This window comes from Bradyrhizobium sp. HKCCYLS3077 (assembly GCF_051167555.1).
Taxonomy (GTDB): Bacteria; Pseudomonadota; Alphaproteobacteria; order Rhizobiales; family Xanthobacteraceae; genus Bradyrhizobium.
This window is the reverse complement of sequence record NZ_JBNPTH010000006.1, coordinates 200,594-225,952: the sequence shown is the minus strand read 5'-3', so window position 1 is coordinate 225,952 and position 25,359 is coordinate 200,594. Positions and strand designations below refer to the sequence as shown.

Genomic DNA, 25,359 nt, shown 5'->3' with positions numbered 1-25,359 from the left:
CTCGTCCTGCTTGATCTCGGGAACCGCGTTCGGCATTCACAGGTGTGTGGGGATGGCGCGACCATGGTCGCGCATGAGGTTGGGGTCGAGACTGGGCGATGACGAACGATCAAGCGGCGGACAGCCGGACAGCGACGCCAACCCCTGACTTCAAGCCCGGCGACCATCGTACGACCGAATTCATCGAGCGGCGCAGCGTGCTGCCGCGGATCTTTCTCGGGCTGATCACGGCCGCAGCGATCGGCGGCGGCAGCCTGTATCTGCTGCGGCCGGACTTCGCTGCGCCTGTCGACCAGGTCATCCAGACCTTCCGCACCTCCGCGGTCGCCGAGCCCGACCGGCCGGCGGCGGCGCCGGACGTCAAACTGGAAAGCAGATTCACCGGCCTCTATCAGCGCTATGGCCTGGCGCCGCTTCCTCCGGGCATCGAGAGCGGCGCCAAGCTCAATGGCCTGCTCGCGATGCTGCAGAAGGAGCCGTGCGACAAGCAGACCGTCTTCCAGGCCTCCGTCGCCCTCGAGGAACGCCGCGAGACCCGGGCGGCCGCCGACCTCTTGAACGGCTTTTCCGACAGTTGCCCGGAAAGCACCGCCGAGCGCGGGCGCGCCGGCGAGCTGTATTATCTGCTCGGCGACTACGAGAAGGCGATCAGGCTGAGCTCCGACGTCATCGGGCGCCGCCCCGAGGTGCAGAAGCCCTATGTGATCCGCGCCCGCTCCGAGCAGGCCTTGAAACGCTATGCGGCGTCGATCGACGACTATACGACGCTCATCAGCCTGATGCCGGACGCGAAGCTGATCGTGTCGGACGTCTTCACCAGCATGTCCGACAGCTACGAGAAGCTCGACCGTCCCTGCGAGGCGATCGGCCCGATCCAGACCTATATCGCCTTGGACAGCGAAAAACGTTCGACCCAGCCGCTGCTCCGCCGCATCGCCGCGCTGGCCGTCAAGGGCAATTGCAGCCAGGCCTATGCGACCGGCACCGCGCGCATCCCGCGCCGCACGAACGGCGTCTCCACCGCCAAGGTCCAGATCAACGGCGTCACCGGCACCTTCATCATCGACACCGGCGCGAGCTTCGTCATGCTCACCCGCGGCTTCGCCGACAAGGCCAAGCCGCAGATGTTCAAGACCGATCCGGTCGAAATCCAGACCGCCAACGGCACCACCTCGGCCAATCTGGCGACCGTCGACAGCGTCAAGCTGGCCGGCGTCTCGGCTTCCAGCGTCCCCACCATCATCGCCAGCAAGAGCATCGGCGATGGCGTCGACGGCCTGCTCGGCATGTCGTTCCTCAGCCGGTTCACGGTCGTCATCTCGGAGCGCGAGATCCAGCTCAAGGCGAAGACTCTGAACGAGTAGCGCCGCTCAACGACGAGCGACGCTTAACGCGTAGCAGCAGCTCACGCCGCCAGCGTGTTCTCAACCACCTTGATGAAGAACGAGGTGCCGTAGACGATCGCCTCGTCGTTGAAATTGTAGGCGGGGTGATGCAGGCCGGCGCTGTCGCCGTTGCCGACGAAGATAAAGGCGCCGGGGCGGGCTTCGAGCATGTAGGCAAAATCCTCGCCGCCCATCATCGGCGGCATCTCGTGCACATTGGCATCGCCCGCGACTTCCTTGGCGGCGCGGATCGCGATCTCGGTCTGCTCGGCGTGATTGACCACCACGGGATAGCCGCGGGTGTAGGCCAGGTCGATCTTGGCGCCCGTCATCTGGGCGACGCCGGCGACGACCTCGCGCACGCGCTTTTCCATCAGCTCGCGCACCTTCGGCGTCAGCGTGCGCACCGTGCCGCGCAGCACCGCGCTGTGCGGAATCACGTTGCGGGCATTGCCGGCGTGGAACTCGCAGATCGACAGCACCGCCGCTTCCAGCGGATCGACGTTGCGGGCGACGACCTGCTGCAACGCGGTGACGAGCTGGGCGCCGACCATGAGCGAGTCGATGCAGTTGTGCGGCTTGGCGGCGTGGCCGCCATGGCCCTCGATGGTGATGTCGACCGAATCGGTGGAGGCCATCAGCGGCCCCTGGCGGATGGCGAAGGCGCCGACCGGCAGGCCGGGACCGTTGTGCATGCCGTAGACCTGGTCGATCTTGAAGCGCTCGATCAGGCCGTCCTTGATCATCGCATCGGCGCCGCCGCCGCCCTCCTCGGCCGGCTGGAAGATCACGGCGACCTCACCGGCGAAGTTGCGGGTCTCGGCGAGATAACGCGCGGCGCCGAGCAGCATCGCGGTGTGGCCGTCATGGCCGCAGGCGTGCATCATGCCCGGGACCTTGGAGGCATAAGGCAGCCCGGTGATCTCTTCGATCGGCAGCGCATCCATGTCGGCGCGCAGGCCGAGCACCTTCACGTCGCCATTGCCGGGCTTGCGGCCCTTGATGACGCCGACCACGCCGGTCTTGCCGAGCCCGGTCACCACCTCGTCGCAGCCGAACTCGCGCAGCCGGTCGGCCACAAAGGCCGCGGTCCGGTGCACCTCATAGAGCAGCTCGGGATGCGAATGGATATCCCGCCGCCAGGCCTGGATATCGGGCTGCAGATCGGCGACGCGGTTGACGATGGGCATGGGAAATCTCGTAACTCCAGAAGGGATTTGAGCCGTTCTAGCATGCAAAAGTCGCACCGCCCAAGATCTAGCCAGGATCTGGGCTGCGCCGGCCTCATGGCTCGGTCAACCAGCCATGAACGTGGCGCTTGTCCGCCGCCGTGCCGGCTGACTAAAAGCTGGCCTAAAGATTGGGAAGGGAATGCCGATGGAACGCCAGCTCGCGGGGGATTACGACTACATCGTGGTGGGCGCCGGCACCGCCGGCTGCATCCTCGCCAACCGGTTGTCGGCCGATCCAAAGACGCGGGTGCTGATTCTCGAGGCCGGCGGCAACGACAACTGGATCTGGTTCCATATTCCGGTCGGCTACCTCTTCGCGATCGGCAATCCCCGCTCCGACTGGATGTTTCGCACCGAGGCCGAGCCGGGCCTCAACGGCCGCTCCCTTGCCTACCCCCGCGGCAAGGTGATCGGGGGCTGCTCGGCGATCAACGCCATGATCTCGATGCGCGGCCAGGCCGCCGATTACGACCATTGGCGCCAGCTTGGCCTGTCCGGCTGGTCCTATTCCGACGTGCTGCCGGTGTTCCGGCGGCTGGAGGACCATTTTCTGGGCGAGAGCGAGCACCACGGCGTGGGTGGCGGCTGGCGGATCGAGGCGCCGCGGCTGTCCTGGGCGGTGCTGGACGCGGTCGGCGACGCCGCCGAGCAGATGGGCATCCGCCGCATCCCGGACTTCAATACCGGCGACAATGAAGGCATCAGCTATTTCCACGTCAACCAGAAGCGCGGCCGGCGCTGGTCGTCGGCACGCGGCTTCCTCAAGCCGGCGCTGAACCGGCAAAACCTCCGGCTCGAGACCAACGTCCTGGTCGAGCGGCTGATCGTCGAAAACGGCCGCGCGGTCGGAGTCCGATTCCAGCAGAACGGCGAGACCATCGAGGCGCGCACCAAGGGCGAGGTGATCCTGAGCGCCGGCTCGATCGGCTCGGTGCAGGTGCTGCAGCGTTCCGGCATCGGCCCGGCCGCTTGGCTCGGCGAGCTCGGCATCGATGTCGTCATCGACAAGCCCGGCGTCGGGCGAAACCTGCAGGACCATCTGCAGCAGCGCGCGATCTACAAGGTATCCGGCGTGAAGACGCTGAACGAGACCTACTACTCGCTGGTCAGGCGCGGCCTGATGGGGGTGGACTACGCACTCCGCCGCCGCGGCCCGCTGACCATGGCGCCGTCGCAGCTCGGCATCTTCACGCGCTCCGACCCCCGGCGCGATCGCGCCAACATCCAGTTCCACGTGCAGCCATTGTCGCTCGACAAATTCGGCGATCCCCTGCACCGCTTCCCTGCGATCACCGTCAGCGCCTGCAACCTGCGGCCGACCTCGCGCGGCACGGTGCGCATCAGATCAGCGAAGATCGATGAGGCCCCCTCGATCGCCCCGAACTACCTGGCGACCGAGGACGACCGCCAGGTGGCCGCCGACGCCATCCGCGTCACGCGGCGGCTGATGAAGCAGAGCGCGCTCGCGGCGTACAAGCCCGAGGAATATCTCCCCGGCCCCGCTGTCGGCGACGACGACGCCGCGCTCGCCAAGGCCGCGGGCGACATTGGCACCACGATCTTTCATCCCGTCGGTACCGCAAAGATGGGCACCGCTGACGATCCGATGGCGGTGGTCGACGAACGGCTGCGCTTCCGCGGCCTCGACGGCCTGCGCATCGCCGACGCCTCGATCATGCCGACGATTACGTCAGGCAACACCAACACGCCGACGGCGATGATCGCGGAGAAGTCAGCGTCGATGATTTTGGAGGATGGGCGCTGACGATCTCCATGCCGCCCGCTTGTCACGGGCGGCATGACGCGAGATCGAACTCCTGACGAGGGGCTGTACGCTTACGCCGCGCGAACCGACGGGAGGTTTAACGGCCCAAGCTGACACGTCTCTGACAGCGCGCAACCATCGGACGCGATGCGGGACAGCGGGAATAACGTCTGAGCCGTCATCCGCCTGTCGTCACTTTATGCCGCGAAAACAAGGGTGGGCAAAGCGACGCCGAAAGGCGGCGCGTGCCCACCATCGTACGGCAGATGATTGCCACGGCGACGAAACGCCGGACGCATTCAACAGTCGCGTCCGTGGCCCCTGGATCGCGTCGCTACGCTCGCGATGACGGCGTCCGTGGCGGCGCTCGGTGCCCGCCACAATCGTCATTGCGAGCGAAGCGAAGCAATCCAGGGCCCAACCCAACTCTCTGCTTTCAGATGATCCGCGCAACCAACGGCACTCGCCGCAACAGCGCCGCCGCTCCCCAGCTCACGATCAGCGTCCCCACCAGCACGATGGCGAACTTCACCGCGGCGGGCCATGCCGGATCGAACACCAGATATTGCAACCAGAGCAGCGGCAGGAAGTGCAGGAGATAGATGCCGTAGGCCGAGGGCTGCATGCGGTCCATCAGCCCCAATGGCGCCCTGACCCAGCGCAGGAAGAACGTCGGCACGCCGAATGCCATCGACGCGCAGAAGCTGGCCACGGCGCCGCCATAGGCGGCCCGCCACCACAGCGGCGGCGAGTCGAAATCGGCGATCCAATTGTGGTGGGCGTAGGCGAGAAACAGGATCAGGCCGTAGCAGCCGTAGGAGAATGCAAACCAGACGGCCCAGCGCTGCACCAGCGCGCCGTCCTGCGCCAAGGGGCCGGTCCGCAGGCCCGCTGCGCCGATGGCGATGCCGGCGATGAAGAAGGCCGGATAGAGCAGCGATCGGCTCGCCTGCAGCGGCAACGGGAAATGGCCGGGCATGAACCACAGCCCGTCGCCGAAGCCGAGATGCGGCGGCAGATAGGCCGCGTTGGCGATGGCCAGGAAGATCAGGAAACCCGTGAGTGGAGATCGCAGCAGCGTGCCGGCCCACCGACCGAATGCTGGGATCGCCCGAGGCACAACAGTCCACGCAAGGGCAGCGAACAGGTCGAAGATCAGCAAGACGCCGAGAAACCAGGCCGAGCCCGACGGCCACGGGCCCGTGGAGATCATTCGCTCCCACACCGTCGTGAACTGATCCTCCGCCACGTAGTAGCGGTAATAGGCGATCGGCATGATCACGAAGATCGACACGATGTAGGGCACGCCGAGCCGCAGCGTGCGGCGGCCGAGATAGCCTCCGGCGCCCCTCCTCTCCAGGCTCGCCGGTACGAACAGGCCGGAGAGGAAGAACATGCACGACATGAAGTAGCTGTCGTTGAACAGCGCGACCAGATCGAAGCCGAGCCAGTGCATGCGGTCGCCGCCCTGGCCGAAATATGTGTAGTTGATGGCGGAGTGATACAGCACGACCGACAGCGTGATGAAGGTTCGGGCGCGGTCGAGCGGGATGATGCGGCCACTGGCCATGTCGGCCTGTTGGACATTCGGGGTCAGGCGGTCATGCATCGGCTTTGCATCCAACATCAGCAGCTACGCTGCCGCTGGCCGTTGTATAGTCCATGCGCTGCCCGGCCGATATCATGCTTGAGTATGCGAACCGCGTACCATCAAAGGCATGATCACGAACGCGTCATCTCGCAATGACCAGCATTCGCCGGGAATAAATCGTCGCCTGCTCCGCTCTCCCCACTTGTCAGCCCCGTGCGGGCGATGGGAGAGCACCATGAGCTTCGACAATCACGATGACCGAGGCGCCAGCCGCCGCAAGGTTCTGGAATGCATGACCTGGGCCGGGACCGGCGTGCTGTGGACGATCGCAGGCGGCGTGCCACGGTCGCTGGGCCTGCTCGATGCCGCGCAAGCGGCCGAACAGCGGGCGCAGGGCCTCACCTTCCTGCAGATCAGCGACAGCCATGTCGGCTTCGACAAGCCGGCCAATCCCAACGCGATCGGGACGCTGGAGGAAGCCGTCAACCGGATCAAGGCCATGCCGAACAAGCCGGCCTTCATGATCCACACCGGCGACATCTCGCATCTGTCGAAGGCGAGCGAGTTCGATGATGCCGACCGCATCATCTCGCAGACCCGGCTCGACGTGCACTACGTGCCGGGCGAGCATGATTTCCTCGACGAGGACGTCAAGCTCTACAAGGAACGCTACGGCAAGGGCGCGCACGGCGCCGGCTGGTACTCCTTCGACGCTGGTGGCGTGCATTTCATCGGGCTCGTCAACGTCGTCGATCTCAAGGCCGGCGGGCTCGGCAATCTCGGCGCCGAGCAGCTCGCCTGGCTGGAGCAGGATCTCAAGGGTCGCTCCAAGTCGGCGCCGGTCGTGGTGTTCGCGCATATCCCGTTGTGGACGGTGTATCCGCAATGGGGCTGGGGCACCGAGGATGGCGGCCGGGCGCTCGACATGCTCAAGGGCTTCGGCTCGGTGACGGTGCTGAACGGCCACATCCACCAGGTGATGCAGAAGGTCGAGGGCAACGTCACCTTCCACACCGCGCGCTCGACCGCCTTCCCGCAGCCGGCGCCGGGCACCGCGCCCTCGCCCGGGCCGATGAAGGTCGAGGATGCCAGGCTGCGCAGCCTGCTCGGCATCGCCAGCATCGACTTCAAGGTCGGTGACGAGCGGCTTGCGATCATCGACACGCCGCTGGCAGGCTGAGGGCGACGACATGACCGTGTCAGCATCGCTGGGGCGAAGCATTCGCCTCGCTCTCACCGCCACCGTGCTCGGCCTCGCGCCGCTGCACGCCGAAACCATCAAGGTCACGATCGACAACTTCACCTTCACGCCGGCAGAGGTGAAGGTGAGGGTCGGCGACACCGTGACGTGGACCAATCATGACGACATCCCGCATACGGTGGTGTCGGCCGGCAAATACCGGTCGAAGACGCTCGATACCGACGACAGCTTCTCGTTCACCTTCGCGTCGAGTGGCGACTACAAGTACTTCTGCTCGCTGCATCCGCACATGACGGGGATGGTCAAGGTTGAGTAGCGTCGCGAACCAGGGCATGAGAACAGCGTCATGTCCGGGCCGGCAGCAAGCCGACGCTCCGGCCGTGGTGCCGCGCCCCGAACCGGAAAGGATGCCGGTGCCCCCATCGCCTGACGATCCCGAGCGGGCCCGGCGCTTCCGCGAGGCGGCGCTGCCCTATCTCGACGACGTCTACACGCTGGCGCGCTATCTCTTGCGCAATCCAGCGGACGCCGAGGATGCCGTGCAGGAATGCTACCTGCGGGCGTTGAAGCATTTCGATGGATATCGCGGTCCGGCGATGAAGCCGTGGCTGTTCGCGATCCTGCGCAATGTCTGCCACGCCGAGTTTGCCAGGCGCTCCGTCGCGCCGGTCAAGACGCTCGACGATACGCCCGAGGCTGCCGAGCAGGCGCCGATCTGGCAGGAGAACGCAGAAACACCGGAAGGCGCGCTGCTGCGCGAGCGCGACGCATCTGCAATTCAGCAGATGATCGCCACGCTGGCCGAGCCGTTTCGCGAGACCTTCGTGCTGCGCGAGATCAACAATCTGTCCTATCGCGAGATCGCCGAGACCGCCGGCGTGCCGGTCGGCACCGTGATGTCCCGCCTCGCCCGCGCCCGCGCGTTGCTGCGCGCCGCCTGGCTCGCGCAGGAGGAAACCAAGCCATGACCTGCGATGAAGCCGAAATCCTGATCCACGCACTGGCCGACAACGAGCTCGATGCCGGCCACGCGCGCGAGGTCGAAACCCATCTGGCGAGCTGTCCGCGTTGCACCGCCGAACTCGCTGCGATCAGGCAGATGAAGCAGGCGCTCGCCAGTACCGAGCTGAGCTTCAAGGCACCGGCCGCCCTGCGAGAGCGAATCGAAGCTGCGCTGCCACCGGTACAGCCGCCGATCGTGACGCCTCTCGTCGCCGCGCCAAGCCGTCGCTCTTTGCTGAAGGGCTTCGCCATGGGGTCGGCCGTGTCGGCGCTTGCCGCGACCGGCCTCGTCGCGATCGTGCTGCGCAACGACGACCAGCAGCGCATCGAGGCCGAGATCGTCTCGGCGCATCTGCGCTCGCTGCAGGCCGGACACCTGACCGATGTGATCTCGACCGACCAGCACACGGTGAAGCCGTGGTTCAACGGCAAGCTCGACGTCGCCCCGCCGGTGATCGACCTGACGGCGGAAGGCTTCACGCTGGTCGGCGGCCGTCTCGACTACGTCGATGCACGCGCGATCGGCGCGGTCGTGTATCGCCGCCGCCAGCACGTGATCAATCTGTTCGTCGCGCAGACGTCCTCGACCGAGCGTCGCGCGGCAAAGCTGGATACGCTGCAAGGCTTCAACATCCGCAGCTGGCGCGACCGCGGCCTGAGCTACTGGGCGGTGAGCGACATCAATGTCGAGGAGCTCAACGAGTTCGGCGAACGCTGCGAGCGGGCGATGGGTGGGAGAAGCTGACTCTCTCGCTTCGTCATTGCGAGCGCAGCGAAGCAATCCAGAGTCCTTGCGCAGCCCTGGATTGCATCGCTGCGCTCGCAATGACGGAGATTTTATCTGAAACCGTAGGGTGGGCAAAGCGAAGGGTGCCCGCCGCGAACGAACGAGAAATCAGATGGTGGGCACGGGGCTCCCCGCCTTTGCCTCTCCTTCGCAGCCGCATCACCGCTGTCATGCCCGCGCAGGCGGGCATCCAGTACGCCGCGGCCCATCGAGCTGATCACAACCGCCTCGGCGTACTGGATCGCCCGGTCATCAAGCCGGGCGATGACAGTTCGGCGTGTCGCTACGAGACGTTGTCCGGTCGCTACTATGCGGCTCGTCGGCTCTACGCCGATTTGCGGATCGCGTTGTCCACGAGCGTCTTGCCGAGCGACCAGATCGCGCCGGGGACCTTGTGGCTCTGGGCGATCACGTCGTCGAAGGCGCGCTCGATCCAGGCGCAGTCGTCTTCGGTGATGGTCAGCGGCGGCAGCAGCTTGATGGTGTGCAGGCCGTGACCGGCGACCTGGGTCAGGATCTTGTGATCCTTGAACAGCGGCACCGTGATCAGCTGACAGAACAGGCCCTTGTTGGCGCTCTCCAGCATGGTCCAGGACGCCTTCAACCGAAGCGATTTCGGCGGACCGAACTCGACGCCGATCATCAGGCCCTTGCCGCGCACTTCCTTGAGCAGCTCGTATCCCGGCACCATCCGCGTGAGAGCCAGTCGCAACTCGGCGCCGCGCTTGGCGGCCGCTTCGATCAGCTTCTCCGCCTTGAGGACCTCGAGCGTCGCGATGCCCGCGGCCATCGCGAGGTCGTTCTTGGCGAAGGTCGAGCCGTGCACCACGGCGCGGTCCATGCGGTTGAAGATCTTGTCGAAGATGGCCTTGCGCGTGAGCAGCGCGCCGACCGGCACATGACCGCCCGACAGCGCCTTCGAGAGCAGCACCATATCGGGCTCGACGTTCCAGTGTTCCACGGCGAGGAACCGCCCGGTGCGGCCCATGCCGGTCTGGATTTCGTCGGCGATGAAGATGGTGCCGTATTTCTTGCAGAGTGCAGCGGCCCCGGGGAGGAACTCGTCGGAGGGCATGTTCACGCCCTTGCCCTGGATCGGCTCGACGATGAAGGCTGCAATTTCTCGTGAAGACAGTGCCTGTTCGAGCGCAGCGAGATCGTTGAACGGCACGGCCGTGCAGCCCGGCAGCAGCGGCTCGAAGCCGGTCCGGAAATTCGAATCCTCGGTCAGCGACAGCGCGCCGTAGGTCAAGCCGTGATAGGAGTGCCCGCAATAGACGATGCCCGGCCGCCCGGTCGCGCCACGCGCGAATTTGATCGCGGCCTCGACGGTTTCGGCGCCGGAATTGGCGAAGAACACCTTGTCCAGATACGGGACATATTCCAGCAGCCGCTCGGCCAGAACGCCCGCCAATGTGGAGACGTCGAGCTGAACCAGGTTCGGCAGATCGCTGTCGAGGACACTCTTCAGCGCATCGCGCAGCGTCGGATGGTTGCGGCCGATTGCAAAGACGCCAAAACCGCTGAGCAGATCAAGGTACTTCGCATCATCACGATCGTAGAGATATTGCCCTTGTCCCTTTTGGAACCCGACATCATATCCAATCGTCTTGAGAACGCGGACCAATTGCTCGTTCAGATGCCGAGAGTGCATCGTGCTGCGCTGCGCTTGGCGCTCCACAAACATCTCGGAAACGTCTAGATTGGGTTTTAGCATCGGCTACATACTTCGGTTGATGGACGTGACGTCAACTGAAAACGCGCAATGCGGCGTTTTGCCCTCATTCGCACCATCAAAGCAAGCACGGGTTTCTGCCAATGTTGCATCGCCTTAGATATCTCATGTCGACGAGGATAGCATACTCTGCAGTGTTGCTCGCAGCAGGAATTTCTTCTGCAAGCGCTGCCGATCCGACCGGTGACTGGAAGGTCGCCGACGGGGTCGCGAACATCCGAGTCGCACGATGTAATGGCAGCATGTGGGGCGTGGTGGCCTGGGAGAAGACCCCGGGCGGCCGTGACGTGAACAACCCCGACCCGGCCCGGCAAAGCCGGCCGACATTGGGCATGCCGATCCTGATCGACATGAAGAAGAAGCCCGGCGCGGAGGCCTGGGAAGGCCAAGTCTACAACGCCAAGGACGGCAAGCTGTACGCCTCGACGATCACGCCGACGGATCCGGATCACCTGGAGATTCAGGGCTGCGTGCTCGGGTTCCTGTGCGGCGGCGAGACCTGGACGCGCGTCGGGCCGCCGATCCCGTCGAGCCCCGTGAACAGCATGGCGAAAGGTACACAGAAACCAATCACCCCTGCGCCGGCGCCCAAGACGACGACCGGGGCCGCCAACGCTGCCACCGCATCGGCCAAGCCGGGCGCGAAGCCCGCCGACCAGGTGGGCGACATCTGCCTGCTTCCGGAGGTGGCGCGACCGCGCTGACGAATCTCAGCCCTGAAATAAAAAAGCGGCCGAGCGATCGGCCGCTTTTTCGTTGTCCATATCTTGGTTCGAACCTTGGACCTATTCGTGGACCTCGCGGGGCTTGCCCATCAGGGCCGGCTGGAACAGCAGCACCGCGGCGAGAGTCGTCACCAGCGACAGTGCCAGCAGCTTGCCCATGCTGGACGTGCCCGGGTGGCTCGACAGCCACAGGCTGCCGAACGCGGTCGCCGTGGTCAGCGCGCTGAAGAAGATCGCCCGGGTAAGGCTGGTCTGCAGCAGGTTGGTGCGGCCGCCGCGCCACGCCACCACGTAGTAGATCTTGAACGCCACACCGATGCCGAGCAGCAATGGCAGCGCGACGATGTTGGCGAAGTTCAGCGGCAGCTTGATCAGTACGCAGATTTCGAGCGTGACGGCGCCGGCAACCAGGAGAGGCACCAGCGTCATCAGCACGTCGGAGAAGCGGCGCAGCGTCACCCATAGCAGCAGGCTGATGACCACCAGCGAGTAGATGCCGGCGTGGATGAACGCCTTCACGATCGTGTCACCCGACTTGAGGATCGACACCGGACCGCCGATCGCGTTCGGCTCGGCCGTGAGCACGGCATTGGCGAACCGCCGGAGATTGTCGTTGTCGTTGGGGTCGCCCTTCGGCTGCGCCTCGACCCGAATCAGGCCATCCTTGCTCTTCCACTGCGAGACCAGTTCCGGCGGCAGGTTGGCGAGCGTGACCGGCTGCGCCTGAAGCGCGGCTCCGAGCTGCTCCAGCGTGATCTTCCAGGGATCGACGAACACGGCCTGCGCCTTGTTGCGAACCGCTTCGCTGGCCCCGGCGAGCTTGGCCAGCGCATCGGCGAGACGGCGCGAGGCGACGGCGCCCGGCCCCTTGCCGTCGCCGGCGGTGCGCCGGAGGTTGTCGACCGTCGAGTTGAGCGCGTCGACGTTCTCCTTGTCGGTCGGCGCGGCGTCGATCTGGTCCGGATTGAGGGCGGGTCCCAGCACCTTCGCGCCCTGCGCGATGAACTTCAGCTTGGCCGGCTGGTCCTCCGGCACGAAGCTGTCGAGCGACATCACGCGCGCGACTTCCGGCAGCTTCTCGAGCTTGGCCTCGATCGCCTTGGCCTCCGTCTCCGAACGGGTCAGCACGTCGATGGCGTTGGCCCCGGTATTCGGGTCCTTGCGCAGATCGAGATAGGTCGCGATCGACTCCGCGTGCGGATTGCGCAGGTTCATCGGGTTGAAGTCGAACTTCATGTAGTAGAGCAGCGGCAGGCCGGCGATGACCAGGCCCAGCGTGCCGATGATGATCGGCTTGCGATGCGTCTCCAGGAAGTGATCGACCGGCGCCAGGAAGGCGTAGCCGACGGGCTCCTTTTCGCCCGGCGGGTTGAGGATCTTGAGCAGCGCCGGCAGCACCGTGATCGAGGACAGGAACGCGATCATCATGCCGGCGCCGGCGATGGCGCCAAGCTCGGAGATGCCCTTGTAGTCGGTCGGCAGGAAGCACAGGAAACCGGCAGCCGTTGCCATCGCCGCAAGCGACAACGGCACCGCCGAGCGGTGCGCGGCCTCGGCCAGGGCCTCCGCCAGGTTATCGTTCTTGAAGCGCTCGGAGCGGTAGCGCACGCTGAACTGGATGCCGAAGTCGACGCCGAGGCCGATGAACAGCACGGCGAAGGCGACCGACAGCAGGTTGAGCGATCCGACCATCATCAGGCCGACCGCCGTGGTGATGGCAAGGCCGATGAAGAGATTGATGAACACGGCCGAGATGATCTTGGCCGAATGCAGCGCCAGCCACAGGATGACCAGCACCACGACGACGGTGCCGATGCCGTTGACGACGGCCCCCTCCTGCACGGTGGCGTATTCCTCGTTCGCGATCGGCACCGGTCCGGTCAGCCGGACCCGGGCATGGAAGCGGTTCGGGAAATCGAGCTCGGCGGCCGCCTGGCGGATCGCGTCGGTCGCCGCCTTGCCGGGCTCCAGCGCCTGATAGTCGAGGATCGGCTTGAATTGGATGAAGGCGCGCTTGTCGCTGTCGGTGAGCGGCTTGTCCGAGATGAGCTGCCGCCAGGAGAAGGTCGCATCGCCCTTGTCGAGCACCGTCTCGACGGTCTGCGAGATGTAGTCGAACGGGCGCGCGGTGTTGTCGAGCTGGACCTGGCCGCGCTTGACGCCGGCAAGGCCGGTCTCCAGCGCGCCGGTCAGGCCGCGGATCGAAGGATCGCCCGCCATGATCTCCACCAGCGGCGCAGCCGCGGCGAACTGCCCGGTGAGCTGCTGGACCTCTTCGGTCGGCAGGAACAACAGGCCGTTCTTGGCGAAGAACTCGCCGCCGCCCAGCAACTCCACCGAGGAGAAGTTCTGGGTATCACTCTTGAGCTTCTTCGCCAGCGCGTCGGCCGCCACGCCCGTGAGCTCCGGCGTCGCTGCCTCGACCACGCCCAGGATCATGCGGTCGCGATCGAACGCCTGCTCATATTGCTGGTCGCGCTTGCGCCAGTCGAGATCGGGAGAAATCAGCTTGTTGATGTCGGTATTGATGGAAAAATGGCGAGCAGTGTAGACGCCCGCGCCCACCGACAAGAGGAGGCCCGCAATCAACGTCGGCCACGCAAACCGGGTGCAGGCCTTGACGATGGACACGACAATCTTGGTCAGCACTTCGTGACTTTCTAATGTTTAAAGCGCTGGGCGGAAACGTCCGCTGCATGGCGGAGTTCCCAGATCGGAGCCAGCCTCGGAGCATGTCCGGAAGCGAGCCCCGACCCGGCTTGGCCCAACCTTGGAAGACGAGGATGGTCCCTGGACGGCGGATCAGGTCGACACGATGCACGGAACCGTCGGGGCGGCTGATATAGCGCCTGTTCTCGGCGGTAAAGTGACGAACGAGTGAGAGTATAAGTCACTCATTTGACTGAATTAATTTATCATTACTGAATTACCCCACTACCCTGCGGCGCTGTGTGCCGGCGATCACATGCGAGCGACTTGCAGACCGGCTTTCCTATTTGCTCGATTTTTGACACAAAGCCCTGCGCTTCCAGTGCCTCTCGGCGAGCAAATGAGGCATCCGCTTGGTCCGGATGTTGCAACCTCATCGCAGGCACGGAAGTGGCGGGTCGAAAGTGAGGCAGTGTGGCTGACGGTCGTCCAATGCAGGTGTATCTCGCGCAACCGCGCGGTTTTTGTGCTGGCGTCGTGCGTGCGATCGAGATCGTCGAGCGCGCGCTGGAGAAGTACGGCCCTCCGGTCTATGTGCGCCATGAGATCGTGCACAACAAGCACGTCGTGGAGAGCCTGAAGGCCAAGGGCGCTGTTTTCGTCGAGGATCTGTCGGAGGTCCCGCCGCGCGCCGCGACCGTCTTCAGCGCCCACGGCGTGGCCCGCTCGGTCGAGGAGGAAGCCGCCTCCCGCGGCCTGCCGGTGCTCAATGCCACCTGCCCGCTCGTCACCAAGGTCCACAACCAGGGCAAGCGCTACACGTCCAGGGGGCGTACCCTGGTGCTGATCGGCCATGCCGGCCACCCGGAGGTCGAGGGAACCATGGGCCAGGTTCCAGGCCCCGTTTACCTCGTCCAGAACGTTTCGGAGGTTGCTGCCCTGCCCCTGCCCGTGGACACCCCGATGGCCTATATTACCCAGACCACCTTGAGCGTGGACGACACCAGGGACATCATTTCGGCCCTCCAGGCCCGCTTTACAGACCTTCAAGGTCCCGATATCCGGGATATCTGCTATGCGACACAAAACCGGCAATCTGCGGTAAGGGACTTAAGCAAGCTGGTGGACGTTATCCTGGTGGTGGGCGCCGCCAACAGCTCCAACTCGAACAGACTGCGCGAGATCGGCACCGAGGCCGGCGTCGACAGCTATCTGATCGCTGATGGCAGCGAGCTCAATCCGAATTGGCTGACAGGAGCCAGGGCCGTCGGCATCACTGCCGGCGCCTCGGCTCCCGAAGTGCTTGTCGACGACGTTATCGAAGCCCTGCGGCGCATCGGACCGGTCGAGGTCGCGGTGGTCCCGGGGCGGGAAGAAAACATCGAATTCCGCCTGCCGGCCGAATTGGTCGCGGGCTGATCGGTCCTCGTTTGGTCCAGAAAGAAGAGACGTAATGGCAATCCCCTTCCATAAGGAACTGCGTATCGGGGCCTATCTGATGAAGCAGAAGCTTCTCGGCCGCAAACGCTATCCCCTCGTTCTGATGCTGGAGCCGCTGTTCCGCTGCAACCTGGCCTGCGCCGGCTGCGGAAAGATCGATTATCCCGACGCGATCCTCAACCGCCGCATGAGCGCGCAGGAGTGCTGGGACGCCGCCGACGAGTGCGGCGCGCCGATGGTCGCGATCCCCGGCGGCGAGCCGCTGATCCACAAGGAGATCGGCGAGATCGTGCGCGGCCTGGTCGAGCGCAAGAAGTTCGTCTCGCTCTGCACCAACGCGCTGCTCCTGGAGAAGAAGCTAGATCTGTTCGAGCCGTCGCCCTATCTGTTCTTCTCGGTGCATCTCGACGGCCTGCGCGAGCATCACGACAAGGCGGTGTCGCAGAAGGGCGTGTTCGATCGCGCCGTCTCCGCGATCAAGGCCGCCAAGGCCCGCGGCTTCACGGTGAACGTCAACGCCACTGTGTTCGACGGTCACCCGGCGGAAGAGATCGCGAAGTTCCTCGACTTCACCACCGAGCTCGGCGTCGGCGTCACCATGTCGCCTGGCTATGCCTATGAGCGCGCGCCGGACCAGGAGCACTTCCTGAACCGCACCAAGACCAAGCAGCTCTTCCGCGACGTCTTCAAGCTCGGCAAGGGCAAGAAGTGGAACTTCATGCATTCCGGCCTGTTCCTCGACTTCCTCGCCGGCAACCAGGAGTTCGAGTGCACGCCCTGGGGCATGCCCGCGCGCAATATCTTCGGCTGGCAGAAGCCCTGCTATCTGCTCGGCGAAGGCTACACCAAGACCTTCAAGGAGCTGATGGAGACCACCGACTGGGATTCCTACGGCACCGGCAAGTACGAGAAGTGCGCCGACTGCATGGCGCATTGCGGCTACGAGGCCACCGCGGCCAACGCGGCGCTGAGCAACCCCATCAAGGCGATGGCGGTGTCGCTGCGCGGCATCCGCACCGAGGGCCCGATGGCGCCGGAGATCGATCTCTCCAAGCAGCGCCCGGCGCAGTACGTGTTCTCCTCCGAGGTCCAGAAGCGCCTCTCCGAGATCCGCAAGGACGAGGCCATCGAAGCGCAGCAGAAGGCCTCGACGGCGGCCTGATCCGCTATCACCAAACAGCAAAAAGGCCGCCGAGCAATCGGCGGCCTTTTTGTTGCAGTTATGTTGGAATACGTAGGGCTTCAGTCAGGCGCAGGCTTCGCGAGTGTGCGAAGCTCTCTCCACGCGTCATTGCGAGCGCAGCGAAGCAATCCAGAGTCCCGCACACTACGCTGGATTGCTTCGCTGCGCTCGCAATGACGGAGCAAGCTGAAGGAGCGGAGGACCTCGCCGATAAAAATCAGCGAGCGTTCACCCGTGGAAGCCTCAGGCCTCGGCGGCCGCCAGCGACTCGGTCTCGAGGAAATGCTCCGCAGCCAGCAGGCCGCTGAGCAGCAGGTCGCGGGCGCCGCGCAGCGAGCGCAAGGCGCGGTTGAACTCGATGCCGGTCGACACGAGGCCGCCCAGCACGGTCGGATTGCGCGCGACGCCGCGCAGGATCATCGGCAGATCGATGTCGCCGTTCGGCTTGATCGCATCCTTCGCGAGCGACGGCAGCGTGCGGTGGGCCGGATCGGAGATCACGCGCAGCGCGGCGAAGGGCAGCCCGAACTCGGCGGCATAGGCGGCCGCGATGTGGCTCTCCATGTCGACGGCAGCTGCGCCGGTCTTCATACGCAGCGCGGCCTTGCGGGCCTGCGCCACGACCACCTCTTCGGCGCCGGCGAGCACGCCGCGCACGACGCGGCGCTTCTTCAGCGCGGCACGGGCGATGTGCTCTTCACGCAGCGACAGGCCTGACAGCCAGCGGGCATCGCCCGCGGTCACTTCGGTGGCGACGACGATATCGCCGGCCTTCAGGCTGGGATCGAGGCCGCCGGCCACGCCGAAGCTGATGACGCCACGGATCGAGGTCGGGTCGAACACGGTCAGCAGCGAGCGCAATTGCTTGGGATCGCTCGAGCTGCAGATGACCATCATGCCAGGGCCGGCCGCGATGCGAGCCTCCTGCACAAGTCCCGTCACGACCAAGACCGGCCGCGGATCAATCGGGCGATCCGCGGACGAATCGTCCCCCATCCCCAACTTCACAATCCGACCCCTGACACCTTCTCGGACGTCGCGATCCGACGTCTCCGTCTCTTGTTCCAAAGCCTTAAGCCGCAGCAGCGCCAGAGCGGAAAGACCTTAACAAACCGAGGATTACGCAGAAAAATTCCGCGAGGAAACCCCGTTTGCGCCGCACTGCACCCGTAGGCGAAGCGTTTTTTGCCCGGTGTTGCCATTTGGTCCCGCTGGCGCTTGTTCCAGTCGGGAACAGGATCGCCAAAGCTTCACCGGCCATGGAACTTTAAGCAAAAAACGAGCCACGAAAATGTGAGACTCACGCCAGGAGGCGGGATCGAGGCGGGCGGATGTGAGCAAATGGATCGCCCGAGCCTCGCGCCAACAACTGGTGTCGTCCCGGACAAGCCCGGCAACGCGCAGCGTTGGCGGGCGCCGATCCGGGACCCATACTCCGTGACACCTCTTGGTTGGGCCCGCTCGACCGGCAGCGTGTTGTCACCACAACCGCCGCGGCGTATGGGTCCCGGCTCGGAGGCCGGGACGACACCGAGGGTGTGGCGCCCTGCTCGGCAGATCCGAAGGTTGGCGCTGCATCGACGATGCGCAGCCGCGCCGTGGCGGCCGTTATCCCAGCAGCAGATCGGCTGCCCGATCACCAGATCGCACTGAGCCCTCGATCGTCGCCGGCAAGCCGGTGTCCGTCCAATCGCCAGCCAGCGCGAGATTGCCGAACGCCGTCTTCGCACCCGGCCGCAGCGCGTTCTGCTCCGGAGTCGCTTCGAAGGTCGCACGTCGCTCGCGGACGATCTGCCATGGCGGCAGTTCGGCGGAGATGCCGGCGGCCTTGCAGACATCGGCCCAGATCGCTGCCGCAAGTTCTTCGCGAGGCATGTCGACCAGGCGGTCGCCATTGCTGATCGTCACCGACAGCCGCTGCGGAAACGCGAACAACCACTCGATCAGGCCGCCGACGACGCCGAGCAGCGGCGGCGCATCCTTCGGCGGCGTGATGCGGAAATGAGCATTGACGATGGCGCGATACTTCGTCGGCCCGGTCAGCCCCGGCAGGAGGCCCATCGCCGGGCGCGGCGGCACCGCCAGCACGACGACATCGGACGGCCCGAGCGCAACGGTCTCCTCACCGAATTTCAGACCGGTGACGCGACCGCCGGTGCTTTCGAGCCCGCGAAGCTCGCGGCCGATGCGGACGCTGCCGCCCTTTCCTTCCAGGAATTTCACGGCCGGATCGATCAGCACGCCCGACAGACCGTCACGCGCGATCAGCGGACGGCACGCCTGTCCGCCGGCCAACAGGGTCTCGCGGACGATGGCGCCGGCGAGCCCGGCCGAGCCCTCCGGCGGATCGCAGTTCAGCGCGGCCAGCAACAGCGGCTGCACCAGACGGTCGTACAGCGTGCCCTTGCAGGGGATGGTGGTGCCGATCGTCTTCGAGGTGCCGGCCCAGATCAGCGGCGACAGCGCCAGGTAGTCGCCGAGCTTGGTATCCGGCACGCGGCGACTCTCGTCGAACACCCACAGCGGCAGCCGGCCGCTGCCGAGATCGAGCAGCCAGCGCTGGCCGGTCTTGATGTCGGCGAAGGCAAACTGCGCCTCCTTGGGGCCGACCAGTCCCGCCTCGGAGCCGATCGTCCGGGCATAATCGAGCACGTGGTGATTGGCCGACAGCAGCAGATGATTGCCGTTGTCGATCACGAGATCGGTCGCGGCGTCATAATAGGAGCGGCAACGGCCGCCGAGCTGCTGCGTCGCCTCGTGAACATGGACGACGTAGCCCGCATTGGCGAGCCGCACGCCGGCGGAAAGGCCGGACACGCCGGCGCCGATGATGTGAGCGGTCTTCTGCATCAGATGATTGCGTAACGGAGGATGATGCCGATCTTCGTGAGCTTGCTCACGCGGACGGGCTCGCGCGGCAGCGCGAAGCCGCGTTCGAGCAGCAGGTCGAACACGGCGCGGTAGTATTTCGACATGATCCGCGGCGCGCGCACCGCGCGGCGGCGATTGCGCCGCATGATCTCGTCGGCCTTCTCGAAATGCGTCTTGGCCCTGACCGCCACGGAGTTGCAGACCTTCGGCAGCGCGCGCTCCTGCGTCACCTTGGCGGGATCATCGCCGGTGATGCCGGCGAACAGCAGCGCCTCGCGCGGCAGATAGAGCCGGCCGATGGCCGCGTCCTCGTCGATGTCGCGCAGGATGTTGGTGAGTTGCAGCGCGCGGCCGAGATGATGGGCGAGCAGGATGCCGTCCTCCTCGGGCATGCCGAAGATGCGCACCGAGAGCCGGCCGACCGCGCTGGCGACGCGGTCGCAATACAGGTCGAGCGTGGCGAGATCCGGCGCGCGGATCTCGGCCGGCACGTCCATCTCCATGCCATCGATGATGGCGAGGAAATCCTCGCGCTTCAGCCCGAAGGTCTTCACCGAAGTCACGTAGTCGCGCAGCCGCGGCGGCGGGTGGCCCTGGTACAGCGCGTCGATGTCGTCGCGCCATTGCTGCAGCGCCGCCAGCCGTTCGGCTCGCGGCCCATCGGAGTCGGCGATATCGTCGACCTCGCGGCAGAAGCTGTAGACCTGGAACATCGCATCGCGCTGGGCGCGCGGCAGGATGCGCATGGCGGCATAGAACGAGCTGCCGGAGGCAGCCGTACCGTGGTCGATAGTCTCTGCGGTTGCTTCGAGGGTCATGCGCCCGCCGATTTGGTCTGGGGATGGCGGCCAGCGACGCGGCGGCCGATCTCGCCCATCACAGAGGTGAAGGTGAGGCCGAGCATGCCGGCCGGCGTCAGATGCACGCGTTCGCTCAGGGGATCGCGCACCTGGAGCAGCGCCACGATGCGGTCGGCGAAGGCCTGGATCACCGCGATCTCGAGCCCGAACCGGAAATCCTTGACGCCGCTGTTGAGGTCCCTGCCCTCCTCCAGCAGCGCGGCGTTGCGCACCGCGAGCTTCTGCAGGCAGCCGAGCAGTTGCGGCGACGACTTGGACTCCCCCAGCATCTCGACGGTCGCGCCAGCCTCGGCGAGTGCATCGCGCGGGAGATAGACGCGGTTCAGCGCCTTGTAGTCCTTGCCGCAATCCTGCAGGTGGTTGTTGATCTGCAGCCCGGCACACACCGCATCGGAGGCGGCCCAGGTCGACACATCCTCGCCGTGCACGTCGAGCATGAAGCGGCCGACAGGCATCGCCGAATAGCGGCAGTAGTGGATGACCTCGTCCCAGTTCTCGTAGCGCAGCTTGGTCACATCCATGCGGAAGGCGACCAGCAGATCAAGCGCGTGGCGCGGAGACATGCCGCGCGTCGCAAGCGCCCGGCGCAGGCTGACGGCGACGTCCTGGGTCTCGCCTGTTCCCGTCAGCTCGGACTCGAGCAGATCGAGCAGCCGCAGCTTCTCGTCACCCGGCAGGCTCGGATGATCGGCGATGTCGTCGGCGGTGCGCACGAAATTGTAGAAGGCGAGGATCAGCGCCCGATGCTCCGGACGGATGATCCAGGAGGCAACCGGAAAGTTCTCGTCCCGGTGTGTCTTGCCGGATCGCAAATCGCTCGCGGTGGTCATCGACGAAACAGCTATCAGGTTGAAGGGGCTTACGGAAAACAAGGCCCGCCGCTTCGCTCATGCGAACGGATTGCTGGCCCCCATATAGGGCAAGATCCGGCCAAAACCAATGCAATCGATGCCGGACCGCCCATGCAGTCCGGCCGCCGCCCGCCCCTGACGGGCGGGCCGACGGCCGTTAACCAAGATGGTCCGGAAGCATGCTTCCGGACGGCACCCGCTTACTGGTTGTGGCTCTTCAGCACCTTGTCGCATTCGGGGGTGATCTTGGAGCGGTTCTCCTTCAGGCACGCCAGGATCGTGAAGTCGCCCTGATCGATCACCGCGCGGCAATGTTTCTGAACGTCACGGGTGCAGGCCGCCTGCTCTTCGGCGGTGCCACGTCCGCCCTGCGCGACGGCGGCGGTGGAAACGGTGAGCGACATCAGGGAAAGTGCCAGGACAATCTTACGCATCGTGTTCCTTCATTTTGACAGCAGAGGAGACCTCCCGGATCGCCGTTGCTGCCCGGGAAACACCTGTTTGGTTTGGCAAGGACCGCAAGCCCCCCAGCGCCGGAGGTACGCTGCCAAATGCGGCCAAATTTACGCCCTATGATCCGAAGCAGCCCGGCTTCGGCATCACAGCTTTGGCATAAACAAGGCTTTGATACTAGGGCATTATTTTCGGAACAGCTTTTTCGTATTTGGCTGTTGCACACATGCCGCGCGGACCGTTAGATGCGCCGCCGCGGAAGCTGTGTTTTGCAGCAGTTCGCGAGCAACGATATTCGGCGCCGGCCGGTCGCACGGTGCCGACGGGCATCATGGCGACCGGTCGCAGCGCCCGACCGGCCGTCATTTGAACCTAACCTTCGGCGAGAACACCAAGTGTTCGAAGCGGCTGCTTAAGCCGGCACACCGTGTCATTCTGGATGGGAAACTCGATATGAAACTGTTCGGCTCACCTTTCTCTGGGCGCGTCGTCAAGGCCGCCGGTCTCGGAGCAGCCCTGTTCGTGGCGGCGACCGCAGTTCACGCGCAGTCGGGCCCGTTCGCCGGCTTCGACGGCTCGTGGTCCGGCAACGGCACGGTCGCGCTGTCCGACGGCACCACCGAGCGCATCCGCTGCAAGGCCAGCTACCGCGTGGCCGGCGCGAACCTCAAGCAGAGCCTGCAATGCGCCAGCGATAGCTACAAGTTCGATCTGTCGAGCGACGTCACCAGCCAGGGTGACCGCATTTCGGGTAACTGGAGCGAGTCCAGCCGCAACGTGAATGGCGAACTGCAGGGCACTGCGGGCAACGGCCAGATCGACGTGTTCGTCCAGGCCGCCGGCTTCGCCGCCAGCATCACCTTGAAGACCAGCGGCAACAAGCAGGTCGTGCAGATCTCCTCGAAGGGCGAGATCCGCGGCGTCAACATCACGATGTCGAAGACCTGATCGGGTCCATCAGCAGCTGAACAAGCAAACGGCCCTGACGATGTCAGGGCCGTTTTGTTTTAGTCGGCTTACGCACCCGTCGAGGCGCGGAGTTCGAGCCCCGCTGTCATCGCCCGGCTCGACCGGGCGATCCAGTATTCCAGAGGCGGTAGCGATTGAACCGATAGGCCGCGGCGTACTGGATCGCCCGGTCGAGCCGGGCGATGACAGTTGTGTGTGAAGGCTCCACCGCTCGCTTCACGGCGATCCTAGTTGTGTGAGGGCTTAGACCAAGCCCCTACACCGGCTTCCGCTTCAGCTTTTGCGACAGGTTGATCAGGAACATCGCGGTCGGGCGGAGGATGAAGAGGTCCGCGAACAGCGCGGCCACCATCGAGAACGCGCTGAGCCAGCCGAACAGACGCAGCGACGGCAGGTCCGAGAACACGGTGACGACGAGGCCGCAGGCCAGCACCACCGTGGTGAGGATCAGCGCAGGACCGACCAGCACGGTGGCGCGCTCGACGGCCACGGCCGCACTGACGCCGGGCGCGCTTTCCATTCGCAGCCGGTTGAGGAAGTGGATAGTCGCGGACAGGCCCAGGCCAAAGGAGACGGTCAGCGCGACCACGCTGGCGAATTGCAGCCCCTCCCCCATCGCCCACAGCAAGGTGCCGGACATCACGACCGGGAAGATGCCGGGCAGGATGCAGGCCAGCATGACGACCCAGGACCGGAACGCGAGGCCGATGAACATCGCCACCAGCGCAAACTCGATGGTCAGGCCGTGGTTGAGCTTCTGGATCATGCTGGCCGAGTTGCGCGCGGCAATCGCAGCCAGGCCGGTCACCGCGACCTCATAGCCAGGATGCTTCTTCCTGACCGCGTCGAGCTCGTGATCGAGCTTGTCGACGACCGGCAGCAACTGGCTCGAATCGAGGTCGGGCACGCGGCCCGCGACCACCACCGCGTCCTGCTCCTTGTCGATGAAGCGACGCACCAGATGCTCGGGGATCAGATTGACGTATTCCTGCAGCGTCGCGGTATCCGACGATTGCGCCTTCTCCGCCAGCCAGCGCCGCAGCGTCTCCACCGACCAGACGTTGCCGACGCCGGCCGTCTTTTCGACGGTGGCGTGGACGTCGGCGATGGTCTGCAGGGTCTCCGGCGCGTAGAGCGAGGCGCCCTTGGGGAACTGGATGAGCACGTTGACCGGGTTGGCGCCGGTCAGCTTGGCATCGAGGCGGTCGCTGGCCGCGACCGCCTGCTGCTTGTCCGGCACCTGGTCAGCGAGACGGTAGCGCGGTTCCAGGCTCGCATAGATCACCGCGAGTCCGCCGACGAAGATCACCGCGATCAGGCTGAAGAGGCCGGGACGGCCGACCATGCGCACCGCGATCCAGTAGCAGAAGTTGCGTAGCGCCTGCACGCCGGCGTCGGCGCCCTGGAACTTGACCGCGAACACCTTCTCGTTGCGCACCAGCAGCACGCCGAACACCGGCACCAGCGACAGCACCGCCACCAGCGCGATCACGGTCGCGGCAAGGCCCGCCTCGCCGAACTTGCGGATCAGGTCGCTGTCGGAGAACTGCAAAGCGATGAAGGAAATGCCGGCGGTGGCGTGGGTCAGCACGCAAGCGGGACCGACGACGAGCACCGCGTTCTTGAATGCCGTCACCTTGTCCTGTCCCGCGATCAGCCGGTCGCGGGCTGCGAATGTCAGCTGCATCGAATCGGAGAAGCTGATGACCATGATGAGCGGCGTCATCACGTTCAGGAACATGTTGAGGTTGAAGTTGGCCCAGCCGAGCGCGCCAAGCGCGAGCAGGATCGCGATCAAAGGCGGGAACGCCGCCGCGACCATGAACGAGACCTTGCGGAAGAAGATGATCGCGATGATGCAGCCCGCGAGGATGCCGAGCACGTTGTAGGTCAGCCCGTCGCGCTCGACCGCGTTGCGGATTTCGAGCTGCATCACCGGCACGCCGGAGAGCTGTACGTTCAGGCCGGTATCACCGAGGTCATCGGTCATCAGCTTGCGGATTTCGCCGACGACCTTGCCGAGATCGTTCGACGCGACCACCTTCGGCTCGAGCGAGAGCACGATCAGCGCCAGCGTGCCGTCTTCCGACAACAGCTTGCCGCGGATGATCTCGTTGGATTTCACGGTCTCGATGAACTTGTCATAGGCCTCGCCCTCCGGAAGCTCCGACGGGAACAGGGCCGCGGGCAGCTTGCCCGGCGCCGGCGCCTGGCGGGCCGAGAACAGCGACACCAGGCCGCGGGTGCCCTCGACGAGCTGCAAATCGGTCACGAAGTCGCGCAGCTTTTCCAGGTTCTGCCGGGCCAGCAGCGTCTTGCCCTCGACGACGACGAGGACATCGAATTCCTCGGCCGGGAACTTCTTGGTGACTTCCTCGTACTGATGGAATTCCTTGCTGTCCGAGCGAAACAGCTGGCTCAGCGAATCGTCGATCTGGATGCGCTTGATGCCGAACACGGCCCCGACGATCAGCACGAGCAGGACCAGGCAGGAGATGATCGGCGCCTTGACGGCGAACAGGCCGATGCGCTCGATGCCGAAGGCGATGCTGTCGGCCGGTCGCTGCTCGACCTTCTCGACATGGACTTCGTTGTCGTGCCTGACTTCCAGCATGCAGTGTCCAGTGGTTGGGGCGCGGCCCAGTTCGGAAGGCCTGAGC

20 protein-coding genes are annotated in these 25,359 nt (G+C 65.1%); 10 read left to right on the top strand and 10 right to left on the bottom strand.

Annotated features, from left to right (window positions below):
- Positions 1 to 98 precede the first annotated feature (98 nt).
- Positions 99 to 1,364, top strand: coding sequence for a TIGR02281 family clan AA aspartic protease (locus tag ACQR0Z_RS24440; protein ID WP_434920332.1), 1,266 nt, complete (start codon positions 99 to 101; stop codon positions 1,362 to 1,364).
- 41 nt (positions 1,365 to 1,405) lie between these two features.
- Here ACQR0Z_RS24440 and ACQR0Z_RS24435 read toward each other — a convergent pair whose 3' ends face one another.
- Positions 1,406 to 2,575, bottom strand: a complete 1,170-nt coding sequence (locus ACQR0Z_RS24435) for a M20 aminoacylase family protein (RefSeq protein WP_434858394.1) — start codon at positions 2,573 to 2,575, stop codon at positions 1,406 to 1,408.
- Positions 2,576 to 2,762: 187 nt separating this feature from the next.
- Between ACQR0Z_RS24435 and ACQR0Z_RS24430 the strand changes: the two genes are divergently transcribed.
- Positions 2,763 to 4,382 (top strand): GMC family oxidoreductase, encoded by a 1,620-nt coding sequence (locus ACQR0Z_RS24430; protein ID WP_434920331.1) that lies wholly within the window; start codon positions 2,763 to 2,765, stop codon positions 4,380 to 4,382.
- Between the two features lie 436 nt (positions 4,383 to 4,818).
- Here the strand turns inward: ACQR0Z_RS24430 and ACQR0Z_RS24425 are convergent, their stop codons facing one another.
- Positions 4,819 to 5,991 carry an acyltransferase family protein gene (locus ACQR0Z_RS24425; protein WP_434920330.1) on the bottom strand — a complete coding sequence of 391 codons (1,173 nt, stop codon included), beginning with the start codon at positions 5,989 to 5,991 and terminating at the stop codon, positions 4,819 to 4,821.
- A 217-nt stretch (positions 5,992 to 6,208) separates the two neighbouring features.
- On the opposite strand from ACQR0Z_RS24425, the gene ACQR0Z_RS24420 reads away from it, so the two are divergent.
- The 4 genes from ACQR0Z_RS24420 (at position 6,209) to ACQR0Z_RS24405 (ending at position 8,921) form a co-directional block, all read left to right on the top strand.
- Positions 6,209 to 7,153 carry a metallophosphoesterase family protein gene (locus tag ACQR0Z_RS24420; RefSeq protein ID WP_434920329.1) on the top strand — a complete coding sequence of 315 codons (945 nt, stop codon included), beginning with the start codon at positions 6,209 to 6,211 and terminating at the stop codon, positions 7,151 to 7,153.
- 10 nt (positions 7,154 to 7,163) lie between these two features.
- The gene (locus tag ACQR0Z_RS24415; RefSeq protein WP_434920328.1) at positions 7,164 to 7,490 is read left to right on the top strand and encodes a cupredoxin domain-containing protein; all 327 of its coding nucleotides are present in this window, start codon (positions 7,164 to 7,166) and stop codon (positions 7,488 to 7,490) included.
- Between the two features lie 97 nt (positions 7,491 to 7,587).
- A complete protein-coding gene (locus ACQR0Z_RS24410; RefSeq protein ID WP_434920327.1) occupies positions 7,588 to 8,142 on the top strand; it encodes a sigma-70 family RNA polymerase sigma factor in 555 nt (184 codons plus the stop codon).
- Positions 8,139 to 8,921: an anti-sigma factor gene (locus ACQR0Z_RS24405; protein WP_434920326.1), complete on the top strand. Its 783-nt coding sequence runs from the start codon at positions 8,139 to 8,141 to the stop codon at positions 8,919 to 8,921. The genes ACQR0Z_RS24410 and ACQR0Z_RS24405 overlap by 4 nt, the downstream gene beginning before the upstream one ends.
- A gap of 367 nt (positions 8,922 to 9,288) precedes the next feature.
- Here ACQR0Z_RS24405 and hpnO read toward each other — a convergent pair whose 3' ends face one another.
- Entirely contained in the window at positions 9,289 to 10,680 is a 1,392-nt protein-coding gene (gene hpnO / locus ACQR0Z_RS24400) for an aminobacteriohopanetriol synthase HpnO (protein WP_434858387.1), read from the bottom strand.
- 101 nt (positions 10,681 to 10,781) lie between these two features.
- On the opposite strand from hpnO, the gene ACQR0Z_RS24395 reads away from it, so the two are divergent.
- A complete protein-coding gene (locus tag ACQR0Z_RS24395; RefSeq protein WP_434920325.1) occupies positions 10,782 to 11,402 on the top strand; it encodes a DUF2147 domain-containing protein in 621 nt (206 codons plus the stop codon).
- A gap of 81 nt (positions 11,403 to 11,483) precedes the next feature.
- Here ACQR0Z_RS24395 and ACQR0Z_RS24390 read toward each other — a convergent pair whose 3' ends face one another.
- On the bottom strand, positions 11,484 to 14,072 hold the full coding sequence (locus ACQR0Z_RS24390) for an MMPL family transporter (RefSeq protein WP_434858385.1): 2,589 nt from the start codon (positions 14,070 to 14,072) through the stop codon (positions 11,484 to 11,486).
- Positions 14,073 to 14,564: 492 nt separating this feature from the next.
- Here ACQR0Z_RS24390 and ispH point away from each other — a divergent pair, with 492 nt between their 5' ends.
- Positions 14,565 to 15,491 (top strand): 4-hydroxy-3-methylbut-2-enyl diphosphate reductase, encoded by a 927-nt coding sequence (gene ispH / locus ACQR0Z_RS24385; RefSeq protein WP_434920324.1) that lies wholly within the window; start codon positions 14,565 to 14,567, stop codon positions 15,489 to 15,491.
- Positions 15,492 to 15,525: 34 nt separating this feature from the next.
- Positions 15,526 to 16,674, top strand: a complete 1,149-nt coding sequence (gene hpnH / locus ACQR0Z_RS24380; RefSeq protein WP_434858383.1) for an adenosyl-hopene transferase HpnH — start codon at positions 15,526 to 15,528, stop codon at positions 16,672 to 16,674.
- Between the two features lie 264 nt (positions 16,675 to 16,938).
- Here the strand turns inward: hpnH and ACQR0Z_RS24375 are convergent, their stop codons facing one another.
- From ACQR0Z_RS24375 to ACQR0Z_RS24355, 5 genes are all read right to left on the bottom strand, one after another.
- Positions 16,939 to 17,703, bottom strand: a complete 765-nt coding sequence (locus ACQR0Z_RS24375) for a phosphorylase (RefSeq protein ID WP_434920323.1) — start codon at positions 17,701 to 17,703, stop codon at positions 16,939 to 16,941.
- A gap of 600 nt (positions 17,704 to 18,303) precedes the next feature.
- Positions 18,304 to 19,545, bottom strand: coding sequence for a hydroxysqualene dehydroxylase HpnE (hpnE, locus tag ACQR0Z_RS24370; protein WP_434920322.1), 1,242 nt, complete (start codon positions 19,543 to 19,545; stop codon positions 18,304 to 18,306).
- Positions 19,545 to 20,384, bottom strand: a complete 840-nt coding sequence (gene hpnD, locus ACQR0Z_RS24365; RefSeq protein WP_434858380.1) for a presqualene diphosphate synthase HpnD — start codon at positions 20,382 to 20,384, stop codon at positions 19,545 to 19,547. The genes hpnE and hpnD overlap by 1 nt, the downstream gene beginning before the upstream one ends.
- On the bottom strand, positions 20,381 to 21,256 hold the full coding sequence (gene hpnC, locus ACQR0Z_RS24360) for a squalene synthase HpnC (RefSeq protein WP_434920321.1): 876 nt from the start codon (positions 21,254 to 21,256) through the stop codon (positions 20,381 to 20,383). Before hpnC ends, hpnD begins: the two co-directional genes overlap by 4 nt.
- Before the next feature lie 221 nt (positions 21,257 to 21,477).
- Entirely contained in the window at positions 21,478 to 21,711 is a 234-nt protein-coding gene (locus ACQR0Z_RS24355) for a hypothetical protein (protein WP_434875361.1), read from the bottom strand.
- A 472-nt stretch (positions 21,712 to 22,183) separates the two neighbouring features.
- Between ACQR0Z_RS24355 and ACQR0Z_RS24350 the strand changes: the two genes are divergently transcribed.
- Complete coding sequence (locus ACQR0Z_RS24350; RefSeq protein ID WP_434858377.1) at positions 22,184 to 22,678, top strand: hypothetical protein; 495 nt, start codon at positions 22,184 to 22,186, stop codon at positions 22,676 to 22,678.
- Positions 22,679 to 22,955: 277 nt separating this feature from the next.
- On the opposite strand, the gene ACQR0Z_RS24345 is transcribed toward ACQR0Z_RS24350, so the two are convergent.
- A complete protein-coding gene (locus ACQR0Z_RS24345) occupies positions 22,956 to 25,313 on the bottom strand; it encodes an efflux RND transporter permease subunit (protein WP_434875360.1) in 2,358 nt (785 codons plus the stop codon).
- Positions 25,314 to 25,359: the final 46 nt, after the last annotated feature.